This is a genomic window from Lysinibacillus sp. JNUCC 51 (assembly GCF_015999525.1).
Taxonomy (GTDB): domain Bacteria; phylum Bacillota; class Bacilli; order Bacillales_A; family Planococcaceae; genus Lysinibacillus; species Lysinibacillus xylanilyticus.
This window is the reverse complement of record NZ_CP065545.1, coordinates 647,662-670,688: the sequence shown is the minus strand read 5'-3', so window position 1 is coordinate 670,688 and position 23,027 is coordinate 647,662. Positions and strand designations below refer to the sequence as shown.

24 protein-coding genes and 2 pseudogenes are annotated in these 23,027 nt (G+C 35.5%); 16 read left to right on the top strand and 10 right to left on the bottom strand.

Annotated features, from left to right (window positions below):
• Window positions 1–14 precede the first annotated feature (14 nt).
• Both speB and JNUCC51_RS03590 read left to right on the top strand, forming a co-directional pair.
• Window positions 15–980 carry an agmatinase gene (gene speB, locus JNUCC51_RS03595; RefSeq protein WP_337990874.1) on the top strand — a complete coding sequence of 322 codons (966 nt, stop codon included), beginning with the start codon at window positions 15–17 and terminating at the stop codon, window positions 978–980.
• 337 nt (window positions 981–1,317) lie between these two features.
• Window positions 1,318–2,121, top strand: coding sequence for a MerR family transcriptional regulator (locus JNUCC51_RS03590; RefSeq protein WP_337990873.1), 804 nt, complete (start codon window positions 1,318–1,320; stop codon window positions 2,119–2,121).
• A gap of 262 nt (window positions 2,122–2,383) precedes the next feature.
• Here JNUCC51_RS03590 and JNUCC51_RS03585 read toward each other — a convergent pair whose 3' ends face one another.
• A complete protein-coding gene (locus JNUCC51_RS03585) occupies window positions 2,384–3,205 on the bottom strand; it encodes a squalene/phytoene synthase family protein (RefSeq protein ID WP_337990872.1) in 822 nt (273 codons plus the stop codon).
• A gap of 690 nt (window positions 3,206–3,895) precedes the next feature.
• On the opposite strand from JNUCC51_RS03585, the gene coaW reads away from it, so the two are divergent.
• The 6 genes and pseudogenes from coaW to JNUCC51_RS03555 form a co-directional block, all read left to right on the top strand.
• Window positions 3,896–4,732: a type II pantothenate kinase gene (gene coaW, locus JNUCC51_RS03580; protein WP_100543033.1), complete on the top strand. Its 837-nt coding sequence runs from the start codon at window positions 3,896–3,898 to the stop codon at window positions 4,730–4,732.
• A 275-nt stretch (window positions 4,733–5,007) separates the two neighbouring features.
• Complete coding sequence (locus tag JNUCC51_RS03575) at window positions 5,008–5,244, top strand: hypothetical protein (protein WP_400719611.1); 237 nt, start codon at window positions 5,008–5,010, stop codon at window positions 5,242–5,244.
• A 23-nt stretch (window positions 5,245–5,267) separates the two neighbouring features.
• Window positions 5,268–5,414: a hypothetical protein gene (locus JNUCC51_RS03570; protein WP_337990871.1), complete on the top strand. Its 147-nt coding sequence runs from the start codon at window positions 5,268–5,270 to the stop codon at window positions 5,412–5,414.
• A gap of 100 nt (window positions 5,415–5,514) precedes the next feature.
• Entirely contained in the window at window positions 5,515–5,838 is a 324-nt protein-coding gene (locus JNUCC51_RS03565; RefSeq protein WP_337990870.1) for a DUF3889 domain-containing protein, read from the top strand.
• Between the two features lie 168 nt (window positions 5,839–6,006).
• Complete coding sequence (locus tag JNUCC51_RS03560; protein ID WP_337990869.1) at window positions 6,007–6,852, top strand: PhzF family phenazine biosynthesis protein; 846 nt, start codon at window positions 6,007–6,009, stop codon at window positions 6,850–6,852.
• A 72-nt stretch (window positions 6,853–6,924) separates the two neighbouring features.
• Window positions 6,925–7,127 (top strand): annotated as a pseudogene (locus JNUCC51_RS03555) (IS5/IS1182 family transposase); the annotation flags it as partial.
• Window positions 7,128–7,183: 56 nt separating this feature from the next.
• Here the strand turns inward: JNUCC51_RS03555 and JNUCC51_RS03550 are convergent.
• Complete coding sequence (locus tag JNUCC51_RS03550) at window positions 7,184–7,738, bottom strand: DJ-1/PfpI family protein (protein WP_337990868.1); 555 nt, start codon at window positions 7,736–7,738, stop codon at window positions 7,184–7,186.
• A gap of 270 nt (window positions 7,739–8,008) precedes the next feature.
• Between JNUCC51_RS03550 and JNUCC51_RS03545 the strand changes: the two genes are divergently transcribed.
• Together JNUCC51_RS03545 and JNUCC51_RS03540 are read left to right on the top strand one after the other, a co-directional pair.
• Window positions 8,009–8,407: a MarR family winged helix-turn-helix transcriptional regulator gene (locus JNUCC51_RS03545; RefSeq protein WP_337990867.1), complete on the top strand. Its 399-nt coding sequence runs from the start codon at window positions 8,009–8,011 to the stop codon at window positions 8,405–8,407.
• A gap of 5 nt (window positions 8,408–8,412) precedes the next feature.
• The gene (locus JNUCC51_RS03540) at window positions 8,413–9,600 is read left to right on the top strand and encodes an MFS transporter (RefSeq protein ID WP_337990866.1); all 1,188 of its coding nucleotides are present in this window, start codon (window positions 8,413–8,415) and stop codon (window positions 9,598–9,600) included.
• A 315-nt stretch (window positions 9,601–9,915) separates the two neighbouring features.
• Here JNUCC51_RS03540 and JNUCC51_RS03535 read toward each other — a convergent pair whose 3' ends face one another.
• Together JNUCC51_RS03535 and JNUCC51_RS03530 are read right to left on the bottom strand one after the other, a co-directional pair.
• Complete coding sequence (locus JNUCC51_RS03535) at window positions 9,916–10,536, bottom strand: C40 family peptidase (protein WP_337990865.1); 621 nt, start codon at window positions 10,534–10,536, stop codon at window positions 9,916–9,918.
• Between the two features lie 362 nt (window positions 10,537–10,898).
• Window positions 10,899–11,291, bottom strand: a complete 393-nt coding sequence (locus JNUCC51_RS03530) for a ribonuclease HI family protein (RefSeq protein ID WP_337990864.1) — start codon at window positions 11,289–11,291, stop codon at window positions 10,899–10,901.
• Between the two features lie 304 nt (window positions 11,292–11,595).
• On the opposite strand from JNUCC51_RS03530, the gene JNUCC51_RS03525 reads away from it, so the two are divergent.
• Complete coding sequence (locus tag JNUCC51_RS03525; protein WP_337990863.1) at window positions 11,596–11,787, top strand: zinc-finger domain-containing protein; 192 nt, start codon at window positions 11,596–11,598, stop codon at window positions 11,785–11,787.
• A 297-nt stretch (window positions 11,788–12,084) separates the two neighbouring features.
• On the opposite strand, the gene JNUCC51_RS03520 is transcribed toward JNUCC51_RS03525, so the two are convergent.
• Window positions 12,085–13,068, bottom strand: coding sequence for a YecA family protein (locus JNUCC51_RS03520; protein ID WP_337990862.1), 984 nt, complete (start codon window positions 13,066–13,068; stop codon window positions 12,085–12,087).
• Between the two features lie 730 nt (window positions 13,069–13,798).
• On the opposite strand from JNUCC51_RS03520, the gene JNUCC51_RS24760 reads away from it, so the two are divergent.
• Together JNUCC51_RS24760 and JNUCC51_RS03515 are read left to right on the top strand one after the other, a co-directional pair.
• A complete protein-coding gene (locus JNUCC51_RS24760; RefSeq protein ID WP_443136993.1) occupies window positions 13,799–13,987 on the top strand; it encodes a hypothetical protein in 189 nt (62 codons plus the stop codon).
• A 180-nt stretch (window positions 13,988–14,167) separates the two neighbouring features.
• Window positions 14,168–14,713, top strand: coding sequence for a glutathione peroxidase (locus JNUCC51_RS03515; protein ID WP_337990861.1), 546 nt, complete (start codon window positions 14,168–14,170; stop codon window positions 14,711–14,713).
• A gap of 322 nt (window positions 14,714–15,035) precedes the next feature.
• Here the strand turns inward: JNUCC51_RS03515 and JNUCC51_RS03510 are convergent, their stop codons facing one another.
• A complete protein-coding gene (locus JNUCC51_RS03510) occupies window positions 15,036–16,274 on the bottom strand; it encodes an IS110 family RNA-guided transposase (RefSeq protein ID WP_337990860.1) in 1,239 nt (412 codons plus the stop codon).
• 365 nt (window positions 16,275–16,639) lie between these two features.
• On the opposite strand from JNUCC51_RS03510, the gene JNUCC51_RS03505 reads away from it, so the two are divergent.
• Window positions 16,640–17,104 (top strand): GNAT family N-acetyltransferase, encoded by a 465-nt coding sequence (locus JNUCC51_RS03505; protein WP_337990859.1) that lies wholly within the window; start codon window positions 16,640–16,642, stop codon window positions 17,102–17,104.
• 199 nt (window positions 17,105–17,303) lie between these two features.
• Here the strand turns inward: JNUCC51_RS03505 and JNUCC51_RS03500 are convergent.
• The 3 genes and pseudogenes from JNUCC51_RS03500 to pepF all read right to left on the bottom strand — a co-directional run.
• A pseudogene (locus tag JNUCC51_RS03500) lies at window positions 17,304–17,543 on the bottom strand (IS110 family transposase); the annotation flags it as partial.
• A complete protein-coding gene (gene gmtY / locus JNUCC51_RS03495) occupies window positions 17,533–18,543 on the bottom strand; it encodes a gamma-mobile-trio recombinase GmtY (protein ID WP_337990858.1) in 1,011 nt (336 codons plus the stop codon). The pseudogene JNUCC51_RS03500 and the gene gmtY, both read right to left, overlap by 11 nt.
• 178 nt (window positions 18,544–18,721) lie before the next feature.
• Entirely contained in the window at window positions 18,722–20,536 is a 1,815-nt protein-coding gene (pepF, locus tag JNUCC51_RS03490; protein WP_337990857.1) for an oligoendopeptidase F, read from the bottom strand.
• Window positions 20,537–21,000: 464 nt separating this feature from the next.
• On the opposite strand from pepF, the gene JNUCC51_RS03485 reads away from it, so the two are divergent.
• Together JNUCC51_RS03485 and JNUCC51_RS03480 are read left to right on the top strand one after the other, a co-directional pair.
• Window positions 21,001–21,441, top strand: coding sequence for a Dps family protein (locus tag JNUCC51_RS03485; RefSeq protein WP_337990856.1), 441 nt, complete (start codon window positions 21,001–21,003; stop codon window positions 21,439–21,441).
• Window positions 21,442–21,659: 218 nt separating this feature from the next.
• Window positions 21,660–22,007 (top strand): general stress protein, encoded by a 348-nt coding sequence (locus JNUCC51_RS03480; protein ID WP_337990855.1) that lies wholly within the window; start codon window positions 21,660–21,662, stop codon window positions 22,005–22,007.
• 110 nt (window positions 22,008–22,117) lie between these two features.
• Here JNUCC51_RS03480 and JNUCC51_RS03475 read toward each other — a convergent pair whose 3' ends face one another.
• Window positions 22,118–23,017, bottom strand: coding sequence for a DMT family transporter (locus JNUCC51_RS03475; protein ID WP_337990854.1), 900 nt, complete (start codon window positions 23,015–23,017; stop codon window positions 22,118–22,120).
• Between the last annotated feature and the right edge of the window lie 10 nt (window positions 23,018–23,027).

Sequence of the window (23,027 nt, the reverse complement as noted above, 5' to 3'; positions counted from 1 at the left end):
CAGGGGGAATAATCATGGTTAATCACGATGAGAAACAATTTTTAAATCTGCCATTTACCGGAATATGTACGTTTGGGAAATATCCGATTTGCACAGATTTGGACCAGCTTGATGCCGATGTAGCGGTCATAGGGGTACCTAATGATATGGGTACCCAATGGAAATCGGGTGCAAGAATGGGACCGCGAGGAATCAGGGAAGGATCAACGCTATACAGTTTTGGATTAGAGGGAGCTTATGATATTGAAAATGATATCATGTATCTCGGGCCAGATTGGAAAGTTGTGGATTGCGGCGATGTCGATATGGTACATGGAGATCTAATGCAATGTCACGAAAATACAGAAGAAGCGATCCGTAAAATTGTTTCAAAAGGAGCAATGCCAGTAGTTTTAGGGGGAGACCATTCTATCACGGCTGCGGTAGGAAAAGGACTGAATGAAATAGGTCCATTTCATATCATTCAAATTGATGCACATCTGGATTGGGCAGATCACCGTTCAGGAATGCGCTATGGCCATGGAAACTGCATCCGCCGTTTATCGGAGATGGATCATGTACAGAAAATATTCCAATTAGGTATTCGTGGAATTAGCAGTAGTAAAAAAGAGGATGTTGATGCTGCAAGAGACTATGGTAGTGTGATCCTATCTCCACGTCAAATGAGAAAAATGGGGATTGAAGAAGTACTGGAGCAAATACCAGCTGGAGAAAGATATTATGTAACGATTGATATCGATGGATTGGATCCATCAATCGCTCCTGGTACGGGTACACCTTCACCGGGCGGCCTTCTTTACGATGAAGTGAACGAATTGTTGGAAGGGATTGCAAAAAGGGGAGAAGTGATTGGATTCGATTTAGTCGAAGTGGCACCTCCCTATGATCCTACTGGTATCACAGGGCAAGTAGCGGCACGCATCATGCTAGATTTGCTCAGCTATGTTTTAAAAGAGAAAGAGAATAGAAGGCTAGTATAAAAAAGTATACAATACAGGATAGGGTTAACTGAAATAAAGCGTTCAGAAATGTACTTGACAAATAGTCAGAAAAGATTGCATAGTTTGAATTAAAGGTTCGCCTAAAATTTTGAATGAAGATTCAATTGATTTATGGACGTAAAAGTAGGCGAGAAAATAATTCAGGATATAACGAATCACTTATTTTTTAAAGTTTATAGAGTGTGATGTAAACTAATCAAACCTGAAAATCTTTGAATTTGGTAAGTTTTTCTATACTCCTGCGATAAAAAATTTTAGCAGTCTATAAATTTTTTAGGAGGTAAGCAAACTGAAAGAAAAACTGACTATCGGTGAAATGGCAAAGCTGCGAGGATTGACTTCGGAGACATTACGCCACTATGACCGGATTGACTTGTTCAAACCACAATATATCGATCCTCATACAGGATATCGATACTATTCCATTTTTCAGTATGAAATTTTAGGAACCATTAAAGAACTAAGGCAACTTAGGATGACTACAGATGAGATCAAGGATTATCTTAATGAACGCAATTTCAGTAAATCGTTGGATATTATGAAAACCAAGCACGAAGAACTTGTTTTAAATCTGAAAGAATTAATCGAGATGGAAGAAAATATAAGGGAAAAGATTGCTTATTTGGAACAGGTGGAAAGAGAAAAGGAACTTCAGAAAGTCATATTCCGCGAAATAAAAAGTAGGCAATTACTTACTTTGCATGAGAAAATCAATAATAACTTCGAACTTTGTTATGGTGTCTTGAATTTAGAGAATATGCTTACGGAGAAGACACCCATTCTTGCTACTAACAGACTTGGCATTATTATCGAAGAGACGAATCTTAAATTGGGACGTTTTGAGGAACCTTCCACTATTTTCATTGTGGCAAAAAATAAGGAAGATATTCCGAATACATATCAATTGACGGTTCCAGGAGGATTATTTGCGTGCATCCGTTATAATGGAGAATTATTGTCGAGTCGTAGTGAAAGTTTAAGAAAACTACTTCATTATCTTAACAAAAACAGCTATCAGATCACGGGTGATGCATTGCAAATCATGCATCTCGATATTACGATTACGGATAAACCGAATGAGATTACCTTCGAAATCCAAGTTCCTGTTCGAAAACTTTGAGAATTATGTTAACGAGTACAGTATGTGATTAGCTCCGTTTTGATTGATATTTTTCTAAATGATCTAAATTAGGACGTTATGTAGTTCTTCTAGTATCCATTTCGATACGTTTGCTACTTACTACACAAACATGTAGTAAAGTTGTTATTAAAGATTCTTTTAGTCTTTAGCTATGAAATTATGGCTATTTCAAACCTTTAAACTAATGAAGCCCCAGTATGAGAAAACTATCATACTGGGGCTATTTTTTAAGGCAACAGCTTTAATCAGCCTGAACCTCTTCTACTGTTTGTTCTACTTCTGCTCGTGACATTTTTTCACGACCTTCTTGCATTGCCTTCAATGTTTTGTGGGCTAATGCAAGTGGTAAGCGACAGAATAATAATACCGTACGTTTATTAATATCTTTCATATACAGATCAGCTTTCGCAAGATTTTCCTCCGCATATGCAAATAAATCATCACGTGTCCAGCCATCAGGAACGAAACTTACTCCGCGCTCATCCATATCCTCATGCTGATTGCGTAAAATATTGACTGCTTGGAGACCTCGGCCATAGCCAATAGCTAAATCACGATCTGTTTGAATGTCTGCACCCCACGCCCAAAGCTCGGACAGCATTGTCCCAACAAGCCCAGCAACGTAGTATGTATAATCATCTAAATCCTCTCGCGTATGGACCTGCCAGTTGGCCTTTGCCCATTTTGCCATCCCAAATGCCATTTCACTCGTTGAAGCTTGGACAATATTACGTGAGCCTTCAGGGCAAAACGTTAGCCAATCTGCTAAACGAAGAGATACTTCAGGTAGTTGATCTGCATAAGGCGCTAATAATGCTTCATAAGCTTCAGTATTAAATGTATCCTTTAATAACTCACTTGTTGCCATAAGTAGATCGAATTTCACATCATTTGAAAGGTCTTCATGATCCTCAATTTCATCTATAGCACGCATTGCTAAATATGCTGCAGCCACAGACAATTTTAAATCATTTTTTAAAAAAGTAATCGGTATATAAAAAGTGCGACTAGTTTCCTTTAAAACATGCATCGCTTCTTTATAAAGTTTTTTTTGATCTTTCACTTGTATTCCTCCGTTCAAATGGTAACACATCTATAGTATATCGTATCGTAAAAGTGATGAAAGATAAAACAGATTGTTCAATTTATAATCAACTATTTTCAAATGGTATAGATTAAGACAAAGAGAGTGTAGATAACGGGGGTGCAATTTTTACAGGTTGGGTCGAGCAAGGTAATGGCAAAAATGATTCGAGAAGGGAACTAGTGATGGTTGGTGGATATCAGCTAGAATTGCTGTAGAAGGGATAATGTATATTGAGTGGCATTGCATTTTCACTTCTTTTGTTTTTATAGTAGAATAATGTTAAAGTTATAAAATACGACGAAAAACGTGTGATTAATAGAAAAAATTTGATATTTTTCGTGTTTTTTTTTATGAAAGTTTGCTAAGTTATTGCACATTTATTTCAACAGCGTTAAAGTTTAGGAAGGACAAAATACAACTTCACTTTTCAAGTATTTGTAGCTAACGCTTTGCTTTCGCTACAGAAAACATTTGTAGCTGTTGATTTGATTTAGGTACTGAAAACATTACACCGGATTTTGGCCACAATAACTCCTTGCAAAATCCGTAACATTTGTGGAGCATAAACGTTATTCAACTGGCTTCTAAAAGCCTCTTGAAAGCAAAATCTAGTATATATCTCATCATCTGAAATAGAGATTGTACGTAAAGTCAAAGGAGAATAGTATGCCAAAGGCTATAGGTATTGATGCAGGCGGAACATTGACAAAAGTTGCTTATTTAGATGAGCATAATGAGCTCGTTTTAACAACTTTCCCGTCAAATGATTTGCTAGCTGTGCAGAATTGGATTATTAATCATCCAGATATTGAGGATATTGGTGTTACGGGAGGGCGTACAGAACAATTACTTGATGTCATCAAAACAATGAAATCGATTCATTATATAGTAGAGTTTGAAGCCACATTGAAGGGCGTTCGATTTTTATTGCATAAGGAGGGCTACTTCTTCGAGCGGAGTATGATTACTAATATTGGTACTGGTACTTCAATTCATTATATGGAAGATAATACACATGTTCGTGTCGGTGGGACAGGCGTTGGTGGCGGAACATTAATTGGATTGTCAGCGCTTACAACTGGCATCACGGATTATAATGAAATAAGAGAACTGGCCTCTAAAGGTAATCGTGAAGAAATTGATTTACTTGTAAAGGATATTTATCAAGGGATGGACACTCCTATTGATGGGCAATTGACAGCCAGTAATTTTGGGAAAGTTGGTATTACAGAGTCTGTCAAACATCCAACAGAAGATATTATTGCAACAGTACAAGGGCTTGTCGGTGAGGTTATTACGACACTTAGTATTCAATATGCCGAAGAAAAAAATGCTCAACATATTGTTTATATCGGTTCAACTTTAAGTAATAATGATCATCTTACACGTGTTATTGCCAACTACACACGTACGAAAAAGCATACTCCAGTCTTTATAAATGACCACGGTTTTTCAGGTGCAGTCGGTGCATTATTAAATATAACTGAATATACGATTGTCTAAATACGATGTGCATTACTAATTCATATTAGTGATGTACATTTTTTTTATTTTCATTCAGTAGAAGAGTTATACCAATTCAAAATCCGGAGGCATTGTTTATCTGCGCCAAAGCGAAGAGTCAGCGGCAACTGTTTTATGTAGCGAAAGCAAAGAATCAGCTACAAATAACGCCGGCGAAATAGATTGTACTGGCAAGTTTTTGGTAATGACTGTAGTAATCCCCAAAGCATAAAACCTTCTATCCTGAGCAAATTACATGTAGGAGGTGAATATCCGTGGCCAACAGAAACACCAATAGAAACAACAAAAACAACAATAAAACAATGAATGTTAGAACGCATAATCCCTTTGATACCTACAAAAAAATAGACCTCGATAAATCAAACAGTAATAACAATAACCCGAATGACAACCTAAATGAAGAATTCGCTGCAGAGTTTGATGCGAAAGCCAAAAATAAAGATAATAAAACGAACCATAAGAAAAATCAACAGTCCAACAAAAACAAATAACCGAAATATTGGAGGTATAAATAATGGCAAAGAAGAGGAAAACAAGCTTTAAAAAGAAAAAGAAGGAAGATACACATAAAAGAAATGATCGTGAAGAATATTCAGCAGAATTTAATCAAGTAATTCATAACAATCCTCAGCAACCAAAACAATCCAGTAAAAAAAGATAAAGAAAAAGCCGCTCCTTAAGATGGATGAAATACTTAAGGAGCACTTATTTTTTGCTGTTTTGGCGATATTATGCCAAAAGAATATGAGAGGTTGATTCAATTGCGAAAATTTTGTGTAACACTAGGAATTATTCTTGTAATGATTGCTGTAAACATCCCAACAATTTCTTATGCTCAACAAGGAATACCAGCCCATGCACAATGGGGATATGTAGCGATAAAAGAGACAAGGGCAAAATACCCTCAAGCTAAAATTATCGATTATTTGCATGAGGGGAGCGAAGTTAATGAAGACTCTTCTATTGAAAAATTTAAGCTTTGGTTAAAACAAAGTGACAAGGAATTCGGTGTACATGTTCGGATCAAATATATAACAAATACTAATAAAGTAGTAAAAATTGAATTCCAAGAAATCACCTCATAAAAAAGAGGATGCCTAATTTCAGGCATCCCAGACTGTAGACAAACTATTTGAGAGTTCAGGTGCTAAAAGATAGTTTGTCTATTGCTTTATGTAAAATTTATCCAGATACATTTATACGTAGTGCTTTCTAGGCTACAATTTACTATAAGTGAGGAAGGAAGGTGTCTTATGAAAATATCCGTTTATGTTGCAAGTGCATTTAGCAAGGATCATAAAGGTGGAAATAAAGCGGGAGTGGTATTTATTGAGAATACATTGACCACTACTCAAAAAATGGCAATAGCCAAACAACTGGGCTATGCGGAAACCGCATTTATATCAGAATCTGAAATTGCTGATTATAAATTTGAGTATTTTACACCAAAAGAAGAAGTTGATTTATGTGGTCATGCCACAATTGGCTCTTTCGCGATACTGATGCAATTAAATAAACTTTTCAGGAATCGCTATACGATTGAAACGAACAGTGGTGTTCTTACTATTACCATAAAAGATGACATCATATTCATGGAACAAAACAAACCGATATTCTATGATGTTATATCTCCAAACGAGTTCATCGACTGTTTTGACATTAAAGCTATAGACAATAAATACCCAATTCAAATTGTCTCCACGGGCTTAAAAGATATTTTAATTCCTATAAAAAGCGAAACACGATTACATACACTGCAACCTAATTTTGAAAAAATTAAAGAAATCAGCAAGAATTATAATGTTGTCGGGATGCATCTTTATACTTTTAATGACAATCGAATTATATGCAGAAATTTTGCTCCACTATACGACATCAATGAAGAAGCAGCGACTGGAACTTCAAACGGTGCATTAGCTTGCTACCTTTATGAACAGCACTACTTGCAAAAAAAATTCTATGTATTTGAACAAGGTTATTCTTTACACTCGCCTTCCGAAATATTAGTTAAATTAGCAACTAATAGTAAGAATAAAATAGAAAAAGTTTATGTTGGCGGCAAAGGCTATTACTGTGAAACTAAGTGTTTAAATGTATAAAATATTGAGTGAAATTAAAAAACACCGAATAAAAAGGTTGAGAAAATAATTTCTCAACCTCAGACTGTAGACAAAAAATTTCATGGTTTTCGCTATACGAATATATTGGTAAAGAAAAAATGCACATGAAAATTGGGCTTACTTTTGCTTGTCTAAATATAAAAAAATTAGCAAAAATCCTGAAATTTAGAGACCAAAAGGACTCTATTTTTTTTTGCCTATTTCTGTGTTTTAATTCGAAAATAGATAAAAAAACAAACACATTATTTAATTGAACAATGTGTTTGTCTTCAATCTGAGAGGATGCCTAATTTCAGGCATCCTCCTTCAGTTAGCTTTCTAGGTTTTTAATAAACTCTCGCATTAATCCAGGTAAATCAGGCCACGCATGGCCACTAATTAAATTGTCGTCTGTATGAAGATTTGCATTGATATACGTTGCTCCTGCTACTTGAACTTCGGGCTTGCAGGCAATATAAGCGGTTAGCTCACGACCTTTCACAACCTCAGGAATGGTCGCGAAAATTTGAGCTGCGTGACAAACAGCAGCAATTGGTTTATTTGTTTCAAAGAAATGGCTCACTAGTGCTGGAACATGCTCATTTAATCGAATGTATTCTGGCGCTCGTCCACCAGGAATGATGAGTCCGTCAAATTGTACTGGATCAACCTCTGCAAATGATGAGTGTGCTTCTAATCCATATGCTGTACGCTCGATGTATGTATCGACTCCATCGACAAAATCGTGCAATACAGTCTGCAATTTCTTTACGGATGGTGCCGCAATCGTTACATCATAGCCAGCCTCAAGACAACGATAATAAGGATAAAAAATTTCTAAAGCTTCAACAGCGTCTCCTGCAAGTATTAGTACCTTTTTCCCCATGCTTTCATCTCCTTTTATTGTAGTCTAGTAGCTTAATTCGACGTTTTAAAAAAATTCCCTCCTGATATTTTTGGGAAAGCTGAAAATCGCTGATAACCCCAAAAGAACCTCGGATACATGCATGAAAATAGTTAATGAAAGTGAATTCAACGCAATCGACTAAGGACAAGTACACTTCGTTTCAAAACTTCAATCTACTTGCTTTACAACGAAAAAAATGAAGCGTATAGTATTTATTTAGCTAGGTAAATAAATTGGGAGGTTGCTAACATGAATCCTATATTTCATGCTTTATTCCAAAAAAGTCGTTATTTAACGAATTGTTTAAATGAAGTACTAAAACAGCACAATCTGTACAGCTCACAATGGACAATTTTATATTGTTTACATAGTCACGGACCTATGACATTAACACAAATCTGGAAATATTTGAACGTTGAAGCACCGAGTATAACAAGAGCAATTACTCGACTCGAAACTTTAGGGTGGGTGCTGAGAATAGATGGTGAAGATAAACGTGAAAAAATCGTTACCTTATCACCATATGCAGAGGAAAACTTGCCTGCTATTACTAAAACCATTTTAGCTTTTGAGGAAGAAATGGCAGGTACATTAACTGTCGAGGAACAACAGCAATTTCTGATTTTAATGGAAAAAATGAAAGGTTGATTATCATGCAGCAAGAGGGAAACACCAAAATATGGACGAAGCGGTTTATTAGTCTCTTTTTAACGAATATTTCAGTATTTTTTGTTTTTTATGGGTTGGTAACCACTTTGCCGCTTTATGCAATTGATGAATTGCATCAAACAGACAAGGAAGCGGGATTGTTACTGTCAGGATTTTTATTATCAGCCATTATCGTTCGTCCCTTTTCAGGTAAACTATTAGATGTTTTTGGGAAGAAAAAACTTTTAGTTATTTCAATAATCGGCTATTTTTTATGTACAGTTTTATATTTATTTATTCATCCTTTTGGACTTTTATTAGGACTCCGTTTTGTTCAAGGGATCTTCTTTAGTATTATTACTACGGCAGCTGGTTCTTTAGCAGCGGATATAGTGCCTGCCAATCGTAAAGGTGCAGGTCTAGGTTATTTCACAATGTCTACTAACTTAGCAGTAGTTATTGGGCCATTTATTGGTTTACTGCTTATTCAATATAGTAGCTTTAATGTACTATTTATAGTGATGAGTATTTGTATATTAGCAGGGGGCATTCTAGCTGTAACGATAAATACTGATGATTTGCCTAAGCCTGAACATCAAGGTAAATTGAAGTTTAAATTTGATGATTTATTTGAACGTCATGCACTTCCAGTAGCGGCTATTGCTAGTTTAGTAGCTTTTTCATATGCGAGTGTTTTATCGTTTTTATCAGTGTACGCACAGCAAAAAAATTTAATGGCTGTAGCGAGTCTGTTTTATGCAGTTTTTGCAGCCGCAATGCTTATAACACGTCCATATACAGGTAAACTTTATGATACAAAAGGGCCGCAATTTGTTATTATACCTGGCATTGTATTCTTTGCTATCGGTCTTGTTATGCTTGCATTCGTCTCAGGACCGGCATTATTTTTATTTGCAGCTATTTTTATTGGATTTGGCTATGGAGCAGTGACTACAAGCTTACAAGCATTAGCTGTACAGTCTACATCACATACACGCAGTGGTTATGCAACCGCAACGTACTTTACGATGTTTGACACTGGTATTGCGCTTGGCTCATATATTTTAGGTATGGTCGCTGTGAAAGCAGGCTATTCTTCTGTTTATCTAGCTGGAGCAGGCTTACTAGTTGTTGTCTTTATCATTTATTTAATTCGTTTAACTTCTTTCAGCGGGCAAACATCCGCTGAATAGAGGAACTCAGTCTAAGAACGCCACGTCCTGTGGCAATTAATCTGTGCGAAAGCGTAGCGGCAGCAACAACACACGACTGAGTTACCAACATCTTGCCGCTGCCGCTACGCTTTCGCGTAAAAAACATCTGTTGCTGCCGCTGCGTTAGCACTACGCTTTCGCACAAAGAACATTTGCAGGCCTAAGCACAAAGTCGATTCCGGACGCAATTATGCCGAGGCATAATTGATCAAATAAATAAAATCAAAAAAAGTAGTACATGTATGAGGAAAAAGAAAAAAACAGTTGGGACATCCCAACTGTTTTTGTTTTGCGCTATATTCGACCATATCCAGTAAAGTGCTTTTTCCAATAAGAGCTATTAATGTTAGCGATAGAAACACCACTGTCACTTGCGCTAATCATTTGATTATTTCCAAGGTAAATGCCTACATGTGAGATACCTGCTTTATATGTATTAGAGAAAAATACTAGATCTCCTACTTGAGGTGACTTTACTTTTTTAGCTGTATTGTAAAAACCTGCTGCTGACTTACGAGCTGTCGAAATACCAGCGTTGTTAAAAACGTAAGTAACATAGCCTGAGCAATCAAAACCTGTACTCGGTTTACTTCCACCAAATGAGTATTTTACGCCTAATTGTCGTTTAGCAATTTGTACAAGGTTAGTTGTTGGTTTAGGTTTAGATGTTGATACTAGTGGGGCATTGATGTTTAACTTTTGACCAATGCGAATTGATGTAGTAGATAAGTTATTCCATTTCATCAATGTTTGATAAGAAACACCGTACTGACTGCCAATCTTCGATAAAGAATCACCAGATTTTACTGTGTAAGTTGCTGCTGATGCTGTGTCAATTGTTGAAAAAAGTATAGATGAACTCAAAGCCAATGTAGCTAATTTTAATCCCCATCTATACTTTTTATTCTTTTTCATAATATATATCCTCCTAAAAACTTTAAAAGCTTAATATATAAATGATATTAACATTGTAATATTACAATAGTATGTCAATAAAATAACATTAAGGATACAATTATACTTACAAAAATTAGGAAATAACTAACTTTATGGTTCACCATCAAAAGTCAGGGATTTGTAAAACGTATGCCATGTTAAAATTGATTGAATGGGGACTTGACGATTCCTTTGATGCAGTTCTTTATGTTAGTGAGCATATGTAAGAAAACCCGAGGGATAAAAATAAAATATTGGGGGATATTAAATATCTGAATAAAGTGAAGGCAGAAGGAGAGATGAGACCGACTCCTGGTTTAAGGCAAGAGGCAGTCCGTAGATTAATTTTTTTCTTTTTGAATCGCTTTACGTGCAAGTGCATCTGCAGCTTTATTTTGCGTATCTGGAACCCATTTAATGAAAAATAAATCGAAGCTATTGACATGTGTAAGTGCCTGCTCAAGATAAGGTTTAAATTCCTCATTTTTCACATATTCTTTTTCCATAGAGGCTACAACTATTTTTGAATCTGAGCGCACTGAGACTAGGTTTGAACCAAGCTTTCGTGCTTCCTCAAGACCGCGTACTAAGGCAGTAAACTCGGCAATGTGGTTATTGGTTTCCCCTATATACTCACTGATTTGTATATGATGGCCTTCTCCTTTAATAAATATCCCAATACCACTAGGGCCAGGATTTCCTGCACTAGCAGCATCAATGTATACTTCTAACATAAAATCCCTACTTTTTGATTTAGATTTTACATTAATTGTACATCAATAGTGCTTTTTCACAATATCTTAGTTGATGATCAATTATGCCTCCGCATAATTGCGTCCGAAATCGGCTTTGTGCTTGCACAAAGAACTCCTTTCCGATTCCGTGACATCCGCCGGAGGCTTTAACTTCTTTCAGCGGGTGTTTGGACACCAGCTGAAAGAAGTTAAATATGGATAAACAAAATAGTTGCTTGTTCAAAATGTTCACTTCATAATAGTAAGAAGTGAAATTTGGGCGTGAAAGGGGCGAGAGTTCAATTTGGATAAAGTGACGGTTATGAAAGATATTGATGAACTAAATGATATGTATTGTGCTGATTGCTTAGTGATAAAACAATTACGTAAAGAGCGTGGTAAACCTGGTGCTCATCGTTTCTGTATTGAAGCTTGCACCGTAGGGGAGCGACTACAATTTCTCGGAGAAGAGCTCTTGAAGGTGTATAGTAAATAATGTTTTACAATATGGCTTATCAACTGTGGCAAAAAAATCATAGGTACTTAAAGGACTATGTTTAAATAAAATAAAGCTTAATGGATAAAAGTTTCGTTTTGCTCAATAAATAATAATATTTACTTATTCGATGCATAAAAAACATTAAGATCGGAAATAATGGTGTTGGTTGGTTACCATAAAAAAGCTACTTTATTATTTGCTCTTTACCGATAATAAATGTAGCTTTTTTCTATGGTAACTAAAATGCGCCACGCACTTTAAGATTGCTTAGAGTGTGTGGCGCTATTTTTAGCATTATTTAGTTGCAGCATAGTTACTTAAGTCTTGGTAGTATTTTGTGAGAGAGGAAGCTGAAATATCGAACGTCGCCGCAATTTCTTTTACAGTCATTGATAACGGCTCGAATAGCTCTTTTTCTTGACCATATCGAATTGCGCCAGCGGCAATAGCAGACTCTTTGCGCGCAGATGGTTGTCCTTCAATTAAATAGTCCTCTAATAGCTCTAACATAGGAGCTGTTTCACGCTCATTTTGCTCAAGGAAATCTTTAACTTGTGTAATTACATTGCTCTCAAAGTTCGTGAATTCCTCACCTTTATAACCGTTTGACACAAGTAACTCCCAGAAGGATAAATGCTCTTCTTTTAAGAATGCTCCAGCCTTCATCTCAGAAGCCTCGAAATTTTTCTTAAATTGTTCAAATACCTTTGTATGATCTTCAGGGAAGAAGATAAGCGTTGAAACAGCTAAATAATGCTCTGATTCTTTTGTACCATCTGGTAAGATGAATGCAAAGACATGCATACCTTCAGGGATAGGTTTGTCATTTTCACGACGAATATAAATTTCTTCATTTGTTAACACATGTGTAGCCTTGAAATATTTTTCTTCTACAACTGACACGGAACCAATAAATAGATGTGGTTGTGACCAGCCTTCTAACACTTTTACCGTAGAAGGTCTTACCGCTTTTTTCTTTGTTTTCTTTAAGTAACCTTTCCAAATAGATGGCTCTTGATGGAAGAAGAAGTCGTCTAATGCGATCGCCTCAATCAGCTCTCTTTGTAGTACGCTTTCTAATTTAGGTTGCCATGTACCTACATGCTCTATATAGGCACGAACATCTTTGCGTTCAGGATATTCTAAGTAAAATGTTTGTAGTACACGCTCTAATTCTTCGATTGCTACAGCTTCTACGGTAACCTGTTGTTTACCTTCACAACATTTTTTATATTTTTTGCCGCTACCGCATGTGCATGGATCATTACGTTTTACCATAATTAGAAACACTTCCTTTGAAAATTGTTAGTCGAATTTTGCTAAATAAATTGCATACAATTAATAATAACGGTACATTGGTATGAAGAAAAATGATTGTCTATTTAGAAATATCAAAAAACGTAGAGGGACGCCCTGATTCTAGTATATGTACGTATTTTCCTGCTTAGAACTAAAAAAAGAAAACCATCTACGCTTCTTACGTAATATAGGGTAAATAGTATAATAAAATAAAACTAGACCTTATATTTAGATATTTTGAGTTTGATTATATATAATCAAATTTTATAATCAAACTTTTTATATTTCATTAAGTGTAGCTTTGTAATAAAGATTGATTAAAATCATCTCTCCTCTGTATATTCCTTAGAGGTTAGATGATTTTTTATTGGATATTTATGTTAATGTAATTGTAAGGATTGTGAAGAAATGTACTTAAACTCTCATGAAAGAACTTAATCATCTTTCATTTTCTGTTTTTTAGCTATTATAATTTCGATTATTCTAATACCTATGGGAATAATAGTTATACATATTTATGCAAATCGAATTGAGAAATGTATATCCTAAATTATATGAGGAATTAAAATTGTTGATTAGTGGAAAACCTTCAACTAATAAATATGAGGAAATTAGTAAATAATCATCCACTACTTTTTACGAATATCCAAGAATTTGATCATACTTCAACTAACGGGGTGCTTTACTTGAAGACCATGAGCGAGGTCTTATTATAAGAGAGCGTTCAAAAGAGGATGAACGAAGTGTAATTATTACGCTAACAAATGAAGGAAACGAGTTTAAAGAAAAAGCAACATTGATTCCTAATTCAGTATTTGATAAAATCGGTTGTAATGAAGAAGAAATTAAAAGTTATAACAAGTCAGTTCGTAATTTACTTAAAAATGCTGACAACTGAGCAATAGCTTTATAAGCGTAGATGGCGACCAAGATAGTAGACTTTCGGAAATTTGCAGTCTAAAGTGCTTAAATAAGATTTTACCAATTGAGCCAACGGGGTGTGTTAGTTGAAGAAATTAGAAAGAACTTCCAATTATACGGAAGTTCTTTTCTCTGAAAAAGTAATGGAGGTTTTGTTATGAGTATTTATAATTATTTGGTAAAGAAATCGAACGGTGAAATTTTGTCTATGGAAACATATCGAGGAAAGCCGATGCTTATTGTGAATACGGCCAACCAATGTCAATTTACATATCAATTTGAAGATCTACAAAAATTGTATGATAAATATAAAAATGATAATTTTATTGTATTAGGGTTACCATGCGATCAATTTGGTAACCAAAATCCCGAAGATGGACAAGAAACGACAAAGCTTTGTAAATTGAATTACGGTGTAACATTCCCGATTTTTGAACTTGTTAAGGTAAATGGAGAAGGGACGCATCCACTATTTAATTATTTGAAGCATGAGGTAGATTTCCGCGAATTTGGCAAGTTCAATATGGAAGAGAAAATACTCGCGGAGAACATTTTGCAGTTAGAGCCGAGTTTTTTAGATGGGCGTAACATTCGTTGGAATTTTACGAAATTTTTAGTTGATGCACAAGGGAAAACAGTTGCACGTTTTGAGCCGACAGATTCTTTGCTTGATATTGAAAGTGTCCTTGAAAATATTTTGTAAGTGAATCTATTTTAGAATTGTTCTATAACATCCTTCGGGATGTTTTTATATTTCTCTGAAAAGTGAGTATCGAACAGTATCCCATCGCTGTTCTTTTTCAACTAACGGGGGCGATTGTTCAATAGAGCAGTCGCTTTTTTACTAACGGGGCAGGTTTGTTGAAGAGTGATGTTTAACTTGTATTCAACAAAACCAGCTAATAGTTGTCAAGATTTTTCAATAAAAATATTAAAACCTACATGCTATACTAAAAAAGGGTACACCAAATAAGCCTTCCTCTTTAGAATTGGAAGGTTTTGTTTAATTTGTTTATATATACTTTTTAATCCTCGTTTCGGAAGGGTACTTTCCTTTTTAGTAGTGCATAAATCCAATGTAAAAGCTTATTAGCACAAGCAATTATTGCTACTCTAAAAGGTTTTCCTTCTTCGCGTTTTTTATCGTAGAACTCTCTTAATTTTTTATTTCTAGGGAGTATTTCATCACTTGTTTTTTGCTTACGTGCATCTCTTATACCGCATTGTACAGCCATAAATAATGCTTGCCTTAACCTGCTAGAACCTCTTTTGGTTATGCGATTTATGGAAGCAGTAAATCTACCTGAAGAGTAAACGCTAGGATCTATTCCAGCGAATGCTACTAGCTTTTTAGGATGATTAAACCGCTCTATCTCTCCAATTTCAGAGATGATTGTTGCCGCAATCTTTTCTCCAACACCAGGGATAGACTGGATTATCTCATATTCTTCAATTTCTTTAGCGAGGGCATCTATTTCTGCTGCTAACTTTGACAGATGCTCTTGATATTGAAGAACAATGTTAATAAACATTCTTAGGTTAAAGATATGGCTTTGGTACAAGTTGTTTTGAAATGGATTACGTAATGCAGCTTCTCTCAATTTAATTACTTTTTCTTTTGCCCATTTTTCTGAACGGGTTGTACATAATTCCGCAATTTTATTAGTAAGATCTGATTCGCTAACACTTAAAACCTCTTTGGAGGTTGGGAAGATTGATAGAATCTGTAACGAAATTTTTGAATAGAGATTCCCAAAGACACCTCTATATTCAGGGAAAACCTGATCTAAAATGGATTGTAGCTGTAATTTTGTTTGTGCAGCTGTGCTTGATACTGTTTCTTGTTGTCTAGTGAGATTACGAAGATTTAAGAGTTGTATGCCTCTTTTCTTATATGGTTCTAACTCTTCCTTGTAATACAGTTCACATAGATGATAGGCATCAATGGCATCAGTCTTTACCTTGCGTAAACTTGTACTTCTAGCTCGATGAGAGACAAGTGGGTTTACAATAATATAGACGTATTGTTGCTCCTCCAAAAATTGAATGACAGGCATATGATATTGACCTGTAGATTCTAAAATAACCGAAGGTTGCTTACCATTAGCTAATTTCTCTATATCCCATAGAAATTCTAATAAACTATCTAAACCTTCAAGAGTATGTTTAATACTAAAGCTCTTTCGATATGGTTTGCCTTTATCTAAAAAGGCTTGCACCTGACTTTCTCCTTTTGAAACATCCAGACCTACGACTGGATTCATAATTAAATCTCCTCCTAAAGAAAACTAAATTCGTCGGTAACCCCTAAAGCTGCTTGTAATGTCATAGGTTCGCTTGTTAAACGGGATCCTTGTCCCAACCAGCTCGAAACATGTTTATACAAGTAGGGGGTGAACAGTTTTGTTGACGGGATTAAGTCCCACGGGCCAGACGTTCTACCCCGACTACCGTTATAATAAGACCTAAACGAAAAAGGTCAACCAGAAAAATCTGGCTAACCTCATATTACGATCGGGCCAGATTCTTGAAGATCAACATTGCTGAAAATGGTAATATTTGAGATGGTTAGTATTAAGCAAACAGGCAGTATAGTGGAACAAGGGTATGAAAGCGAGAGGGGATATTTATGACTTATAAGTTTGAGATTATGACTCAGGAACAAGCTGAGGATATTGCACATAATTGGCACTATGATGGAGAATATTCTTTTTATGATATAGAAGCTGATGAAGAAGATTTAGCTGAATTTTTAGACCCAGAAACAAGAGGTAACTCAATGTTTGCAGTTTTGAAAGAGGATGAAATCATTGGTTTCTTCAGTGTTAACAAAGTAACTTCTAATATTTATGATATAGGTTTAGGAATGAGACCAGATTTGACTGGTGATGGTAGAGGGTTAGAATTTCTAAATGCAGGTATTGATTTTGTCCAATCAAGATTTACACCAGATAAAATTACATTATCAGTGGCAACTTTTAATCGAAGAGCGATAAAAGTATATAGAAAAGTTGGGTTTAAAGATATTGATACATTTATGCAAGATACAAATGGTAGCACATATGAATTTCTAAAAATGGTTTATGAATGCTAATTTTAAAGGTTCCTTTGTTCAATTAAAGGGCGCGATTGTTGAATAAGCGTCTCTGTTCTTATTAAACTAAACCAGCTAATAGATTGTCAATAAAAATCTTTTAAATTAAAAAACACTTCATGCTATACTTAAAAGCGCAACCCAAATAACCCTCCGAATTCAATTTGGAAGGTTTTTGTTGTATTTGAAAATGCTGTCACTATATGGTTTCTTGGAATGGTGTTTTCGTTTTTAAAATCGCATAAATCCAATGTAAAAGCTTATTTGCACAAGCAATAATGGCTACTTTATATGGCTTTCCTTCCTCACGTTTTTAATCGTAGAAGGCTCGTAATCGCTTATTTCGAGCGATAGTTTCAGGTGTTGTTTTCTTTTTCCGACTATCTCGAATAGAACAACGAACAGCTGTATAAAGCATGTGGCGAAGCCTAGCCGAGCCAATGCATGTATTTATCTTCATCATTATCAAGTCTCGGCTCTTTCCACCCTGCAAATCGTTTGTCCTGTGCGGAATACATATTGCGTGGAAGTAAACCATATTTTAACAGCAGATAACTTTCTCTGTCTGTTATATATTTACCAGTAGTAGGGTTCTTGAAATCCTGCGGGGCTTTTCCTTCCCTTGGATGATAGATTCGTACCACAGCAAGATATGGATCTTCATGGTCAGGGTAGACGTCCTGTACCCATAAATGAAATACTTCACTATGCCTAAGTCCACCGCCATGCATCAGTATAGTAATGACAATATCACGCCAGTTATAACGGTCAACAAGATCTAATTCATAGTTCTTTCTTGTATTCTTAAACCCTACCCATAGGAGCTTATGTATTTTATTTTCGGGGAAGGCTTTTGTATCTCCTTTTGATGAGTATGGTTTTCTTCTTCTAACAGCATTACGAGCTAATTTTGCAGTTTCAGAGATTTCATGAACATCATTTAAATGCCCTAGAAATGAGTTCTGACTTGTGTTTATCTGTGCCATCCAGTTAAGTCGTTCTTCATATCTTGTGGCTTTTCTCCAAGGGTTTAATTGAGCAGCTCCATATTCTTCATATAACCAATCTGATAACCCATTTAAAGCAGATAAAAGCATATTCGCTGTTTCTACTCTTTTAGGTAACCAATAAAGTCCCGAAGGGTCTATGCCTTCTTCATTTATTGTTCCTGAATAAACAGACTCCGTAAATGTATCAAAGAATTCTTTTGGAGAAGAATAATATTTCTGATTAGCTTCCATATAATCAAGCAATAGTCCAACAGCTTGTACTAACTTCTTATGCCAAGTTCTGCTTTTACTACGATTCTTTATTTGATATCTGTGTAATTGTTCAAAAAGCATTGTCTCTCCATTATACTCAACTAAAAGAGTAGGAAAGTCTATGCTCCTGCCTGTATTATCCCTATATGTTTTTGAAGATACCTGAACATATCTCATATATATATACGCCTATACCAATAGTTTGATTATAATATTACATATAATACCATAGATGTTTGCATATAACTAAAATAAAAAAGGTACTACATCATTAAAATGTAATACCTTTTTAGTAGTTTGATTATAAATATTTCACCCTAGATAATAGCAATAGCATAGATGGTTCGCGCTTTGTTTAGCCTTTGATAGCTACCATTTCTGTCGTTAATCGTTCAAGCTCATCAATAAGGTGACCAATATAAGCAATCGTATCTCGAAGCGGCTGGTCTGTTGTAACATCGACACCCGCCATTTGAGCTAGCTCTACAGGTGATTTCGTACCACCAGCTTGAAGGACAGCTAACCATTCATCTACAGCCGTTTTACCTTCATTTAAGATACGCTTGGATACTTGTGTAGAAATTGTTAAACCAGCGCTATATGTGTATGGATATAGGCCCATATAATAGTGTGGTTGACGCATCCAAGTAAGCTCTGCTCCCTCAGTAATATCGACAGTGTCACCCCAGAAATCTTCTAATACGGAGCGTTTTAATTGATTTAAAACAGTAGCATTCACAGCTTCTCCAGCATCGACTAATTCATATACTTTTCGTTGATAAGCAGCCTCTAGTAAGTGTGTGACGAAGTTATGATAATACGTTTTGGATACAATATTTGAAATTACCCAACGTTTGAATCGAAGATCGTCGTTATGGGTTAATAAATAATTCGCAAGCAGCATTTCATTCATTGTTGATGGTGCCTCGATAAAGTATAACGAAGGACGACTGTTAAAATAGGATTGATGGGCATGTGCATTTACAAAATGACCTGCGTGCCCAAGCTCATGAATTAAAGTAAATACCTCATTCATACGTTCATTCCAAGACATTAAAATATACGGATGACTACCATATGGACTTGAACAGAATGCCCCAGTCGATTTTCCTTTGTTTGGTGCATAATCAATCCAGCGTTCGTTAAATGCCTTTTCGATCATCTCTTTGTAATCCTCACCCATAACGTCTAATGCTTTTTCAACATATTCTTTTGCTTCAGCCATTGTTAATTTCGGATCAAAGTCTGGATCAAGAGCAATCTTTAAATCAGCAAATGTCATTTTTTCAATGCCATTTGCTTGTTGAATAAGTTTTGCATAACGGCGCATATGAGGTGCAAGCTCTTTCGTAATCAGATCTATTTGACGATTATAAAGCGTACGATCAACATCTTGATCAAATAATAAATAGTCAATGACAGAATCAAAGCCACGTAAATCAGCCATTGTTTTTTCCTGTTGAATGTGTGTGTTATAGATTTTCGCAGTTGTGTGCTGATAATCCCGTAATTTATTTGAAAATACTTGGAATGCAGCATGGCGTACTTTTGTATCAGCGTCAAACTCCCAGTCATTTTCGTATAATACAAAACTAAGTGGATGTTTTTCGCCATTGGCCTCAAACTCTCCGAAATGCATATCAACCAGCTTTGCCGTATTATACGTTTCATAAGGTGCATCAAAAGTAGAGCTGAATGCAGCTAGTGCTTTTTCTACTTCTGGATGTAGCTGATGAGGCTTTTGTTTTAATAGTTCCTCTAAATAGACTTTATAATTAGGGCTTAATGTAGCAGCTTCTTCTAAAATAGACTCATCTAGTGCTAGTAATTCACTACGTACAAAAGAAAATGTACTACTTATTTTTCCGACTGCTGTACCATATTTTGCAGCACGCATTTGGGCTTCGTTATCTGTATGATCAGCTTGCTTATTTAAGCTTGCATAACTACCAATAGGAATTATGCTTTCATATAGTGCCTCATAAGCTGTTAAAATATCGATTACCTTTTGGGCATCCGTAATTGTACCTTGATATGTGCGTTCAAAATTTATTGCATCCTCCACTAACTTCGCTAATGATGGCTCAAATTCCGCGTCATTTTCAAGTAAATCTGTTAAATCCCATGTCTGTTCTACTGGTACATCTTTTCGTAATGGTAATATCTCCATTAATTAACACCCCTTTTGAGTAAGTGATTCCATTATAACGAAACTATTTCGGAAAGTGAAATAATTATAGAGAATAGTTTTAATCTTCTTAAAAATATAACAATAATGTAGAAACTAAGGAATTGAACAAACCATAAAACAAATAATCAGTGGTTTAATTGAAACGGGTGCTGACGATGAGTGGATTGCTAAAGTTTCAAAGATTCCAGTGACAAAGATAAAAGAAATTCGTAAGGAACTCAAGTAGTCTAATTGTAAATGACAATTTCTTATTAGGTTTGTTAAACGTCCAATTGAGGAATCCATCTGTTTTTTTGGACTGGCTATGAGCGGAAACTGTTTAGGTTTTGTATTTTTTGTATCTACAAATGCCCTTTTTGTGTCATGGAAAAAATGTGTGTATAGCTAGCATACTTTGCAACGCATACTAATATCTAGAACACTGGCACATTGGAGGAGAAATAATGACACAAAACTTAAACAAACAATTGAATAAACTTGTCGCTACATGGTCTGTACTTTATACGAAATTACACAATTATCATTGGTATGTCACGGGGAATGCTTTCTTTACACTACATGCAAAATTTGAAGAATTATATAATGAAACAACGTTAAATCTAGATGAAATTGCAGAACGTATCCTATCGAAGGATGGAAAACCAGTTGCTACGTTAAAAGAACATCTTGAGCTATCCTTTGTAGAGGAAGCAACAGGGAATGAGACGACAGAGGAAATGGTAGCTACAATCATTGCAGATTTCCAAAAACTTATGAAAGCTTTAAATGCGACAATGGAGCTTGCGGCAGAAGAAGGGGACGATCGAACGGAGGATATACTAAATGCTATGTACCAGTCCCTAGAAAAGCATACATGGATGCTGAAGGCCTTCCTTGGACATTAAACTACAAGTAAATGGTTAGGCGATGGGAACTCTTTAATGCTCTTGTCGCCTATTTTTTACATTTCATAAAAGTACAAGACCATTTTTTAAAAATGTGAACATGTATCTCAAAGCTATAACAATTATTACAGTTCGTAAAAAGAATGTGGAAAATGGTTTTTTTCTTGAATAGGATGGGTAGATACCAAGTAAGCCATAAAAATTAGGAGGAATTGAGCATGATAAATGAACAAAACCCACAAATTGAAGTGGCCCATACAAGGGAAGAAATGCTTCATATTTTAGAAAGTATGCGATTAGTAGCATATCACTTAGAGGACATTTACGTTATTGCAAAGGATCCAAGTAAATTTGAGGGTGTAGAATGGGATGCTAATGTTAAAACACATGAGGTCGGGAATTGGGTGGATCGATTTAAGTCTTGGTTTACCGGTGAAACGGCAGTAATGGAAGGACTGAAGCGATTTAAACTTACAGAGGGGCAAACAGCTTACTATGCTCACCTCGTAGAACAAGGCGTCATAGTATTATTTGCTCAACATTCAACTGGACGTATGACAGCATAATATATTCGTCATGATTCATGTGTAATGGGGAGGTTAAATCCCAGAGCCAAATATATCAAATAGACAGAGTGATTGCACATGCATCACTCTGTCTATTTGTGTAGTAAAGATTAATTTATAGCTTTTTCATGTTCATGTTTTTTAATAAAGCGTAATACATGGAGATGCTCCAATTGAGCAACAAGGTTACCAATTAGAATAAAGCTACCACCTATTATGATTTTTACCGTTATTCCTTCACCAATAAACATCATGGCAAACATTGCTGCGAAAATTGGCTCTAAGGAAAATATTAGTCCTGTATGTGTAGCAGAAGTAAACTGTTGTGCAACAGTTTGACCTACGAAGCAAAATGCACTACAAATGACACCAAGTCCTATAATAGCAATCCAAGAAGTCGTTGTATTTGGTAGTGTTGGTGTTTCGAAAATTAATGTTAATACAAGTGCATAAAGTCCAGCAAAACCAAGCTGGTAAACGCCATAAGAAATTGATTCAACGCTCCGTGTAAATGAACTGTTTAACAGTAAGTAAAAAGAATAACATAGTGCAGCGATGGCTATTAAAATATCACCTTTTTGAAAGGTAAATGAGCCATGTGCCGTTAAAATTGTAATCCCAATCATTGTGCAAATAATCGCAAAGCTAACTGCTCTTGAAGGTAATTTCTTTTCAATAAAACTGCTGAAAATAGGGACTAGGATAACTGTTAGACTTAAAATAAAACCAGCATTTGACACCGATGTTGTTTCTAGTCCGAATAAGCTTAGAACGAATACGATGAATAATATAAATCCTTGTATAGCTGCATATTTTAATGTTTTAATATCGACTTTAATCATACGTTTATAAAAGATAATACCAGCTACGACAAATGCGATGATACAACGCAATGCCACCACATTATAAACAGCCAATGTTTCAAGTCCCATTACCATAAAGGTATAAGATAAGCCCCAAAACATTGTCACTATAACCATCAATAAATTTGCTTTTCCTTGGATACTCATTTGCTCACCT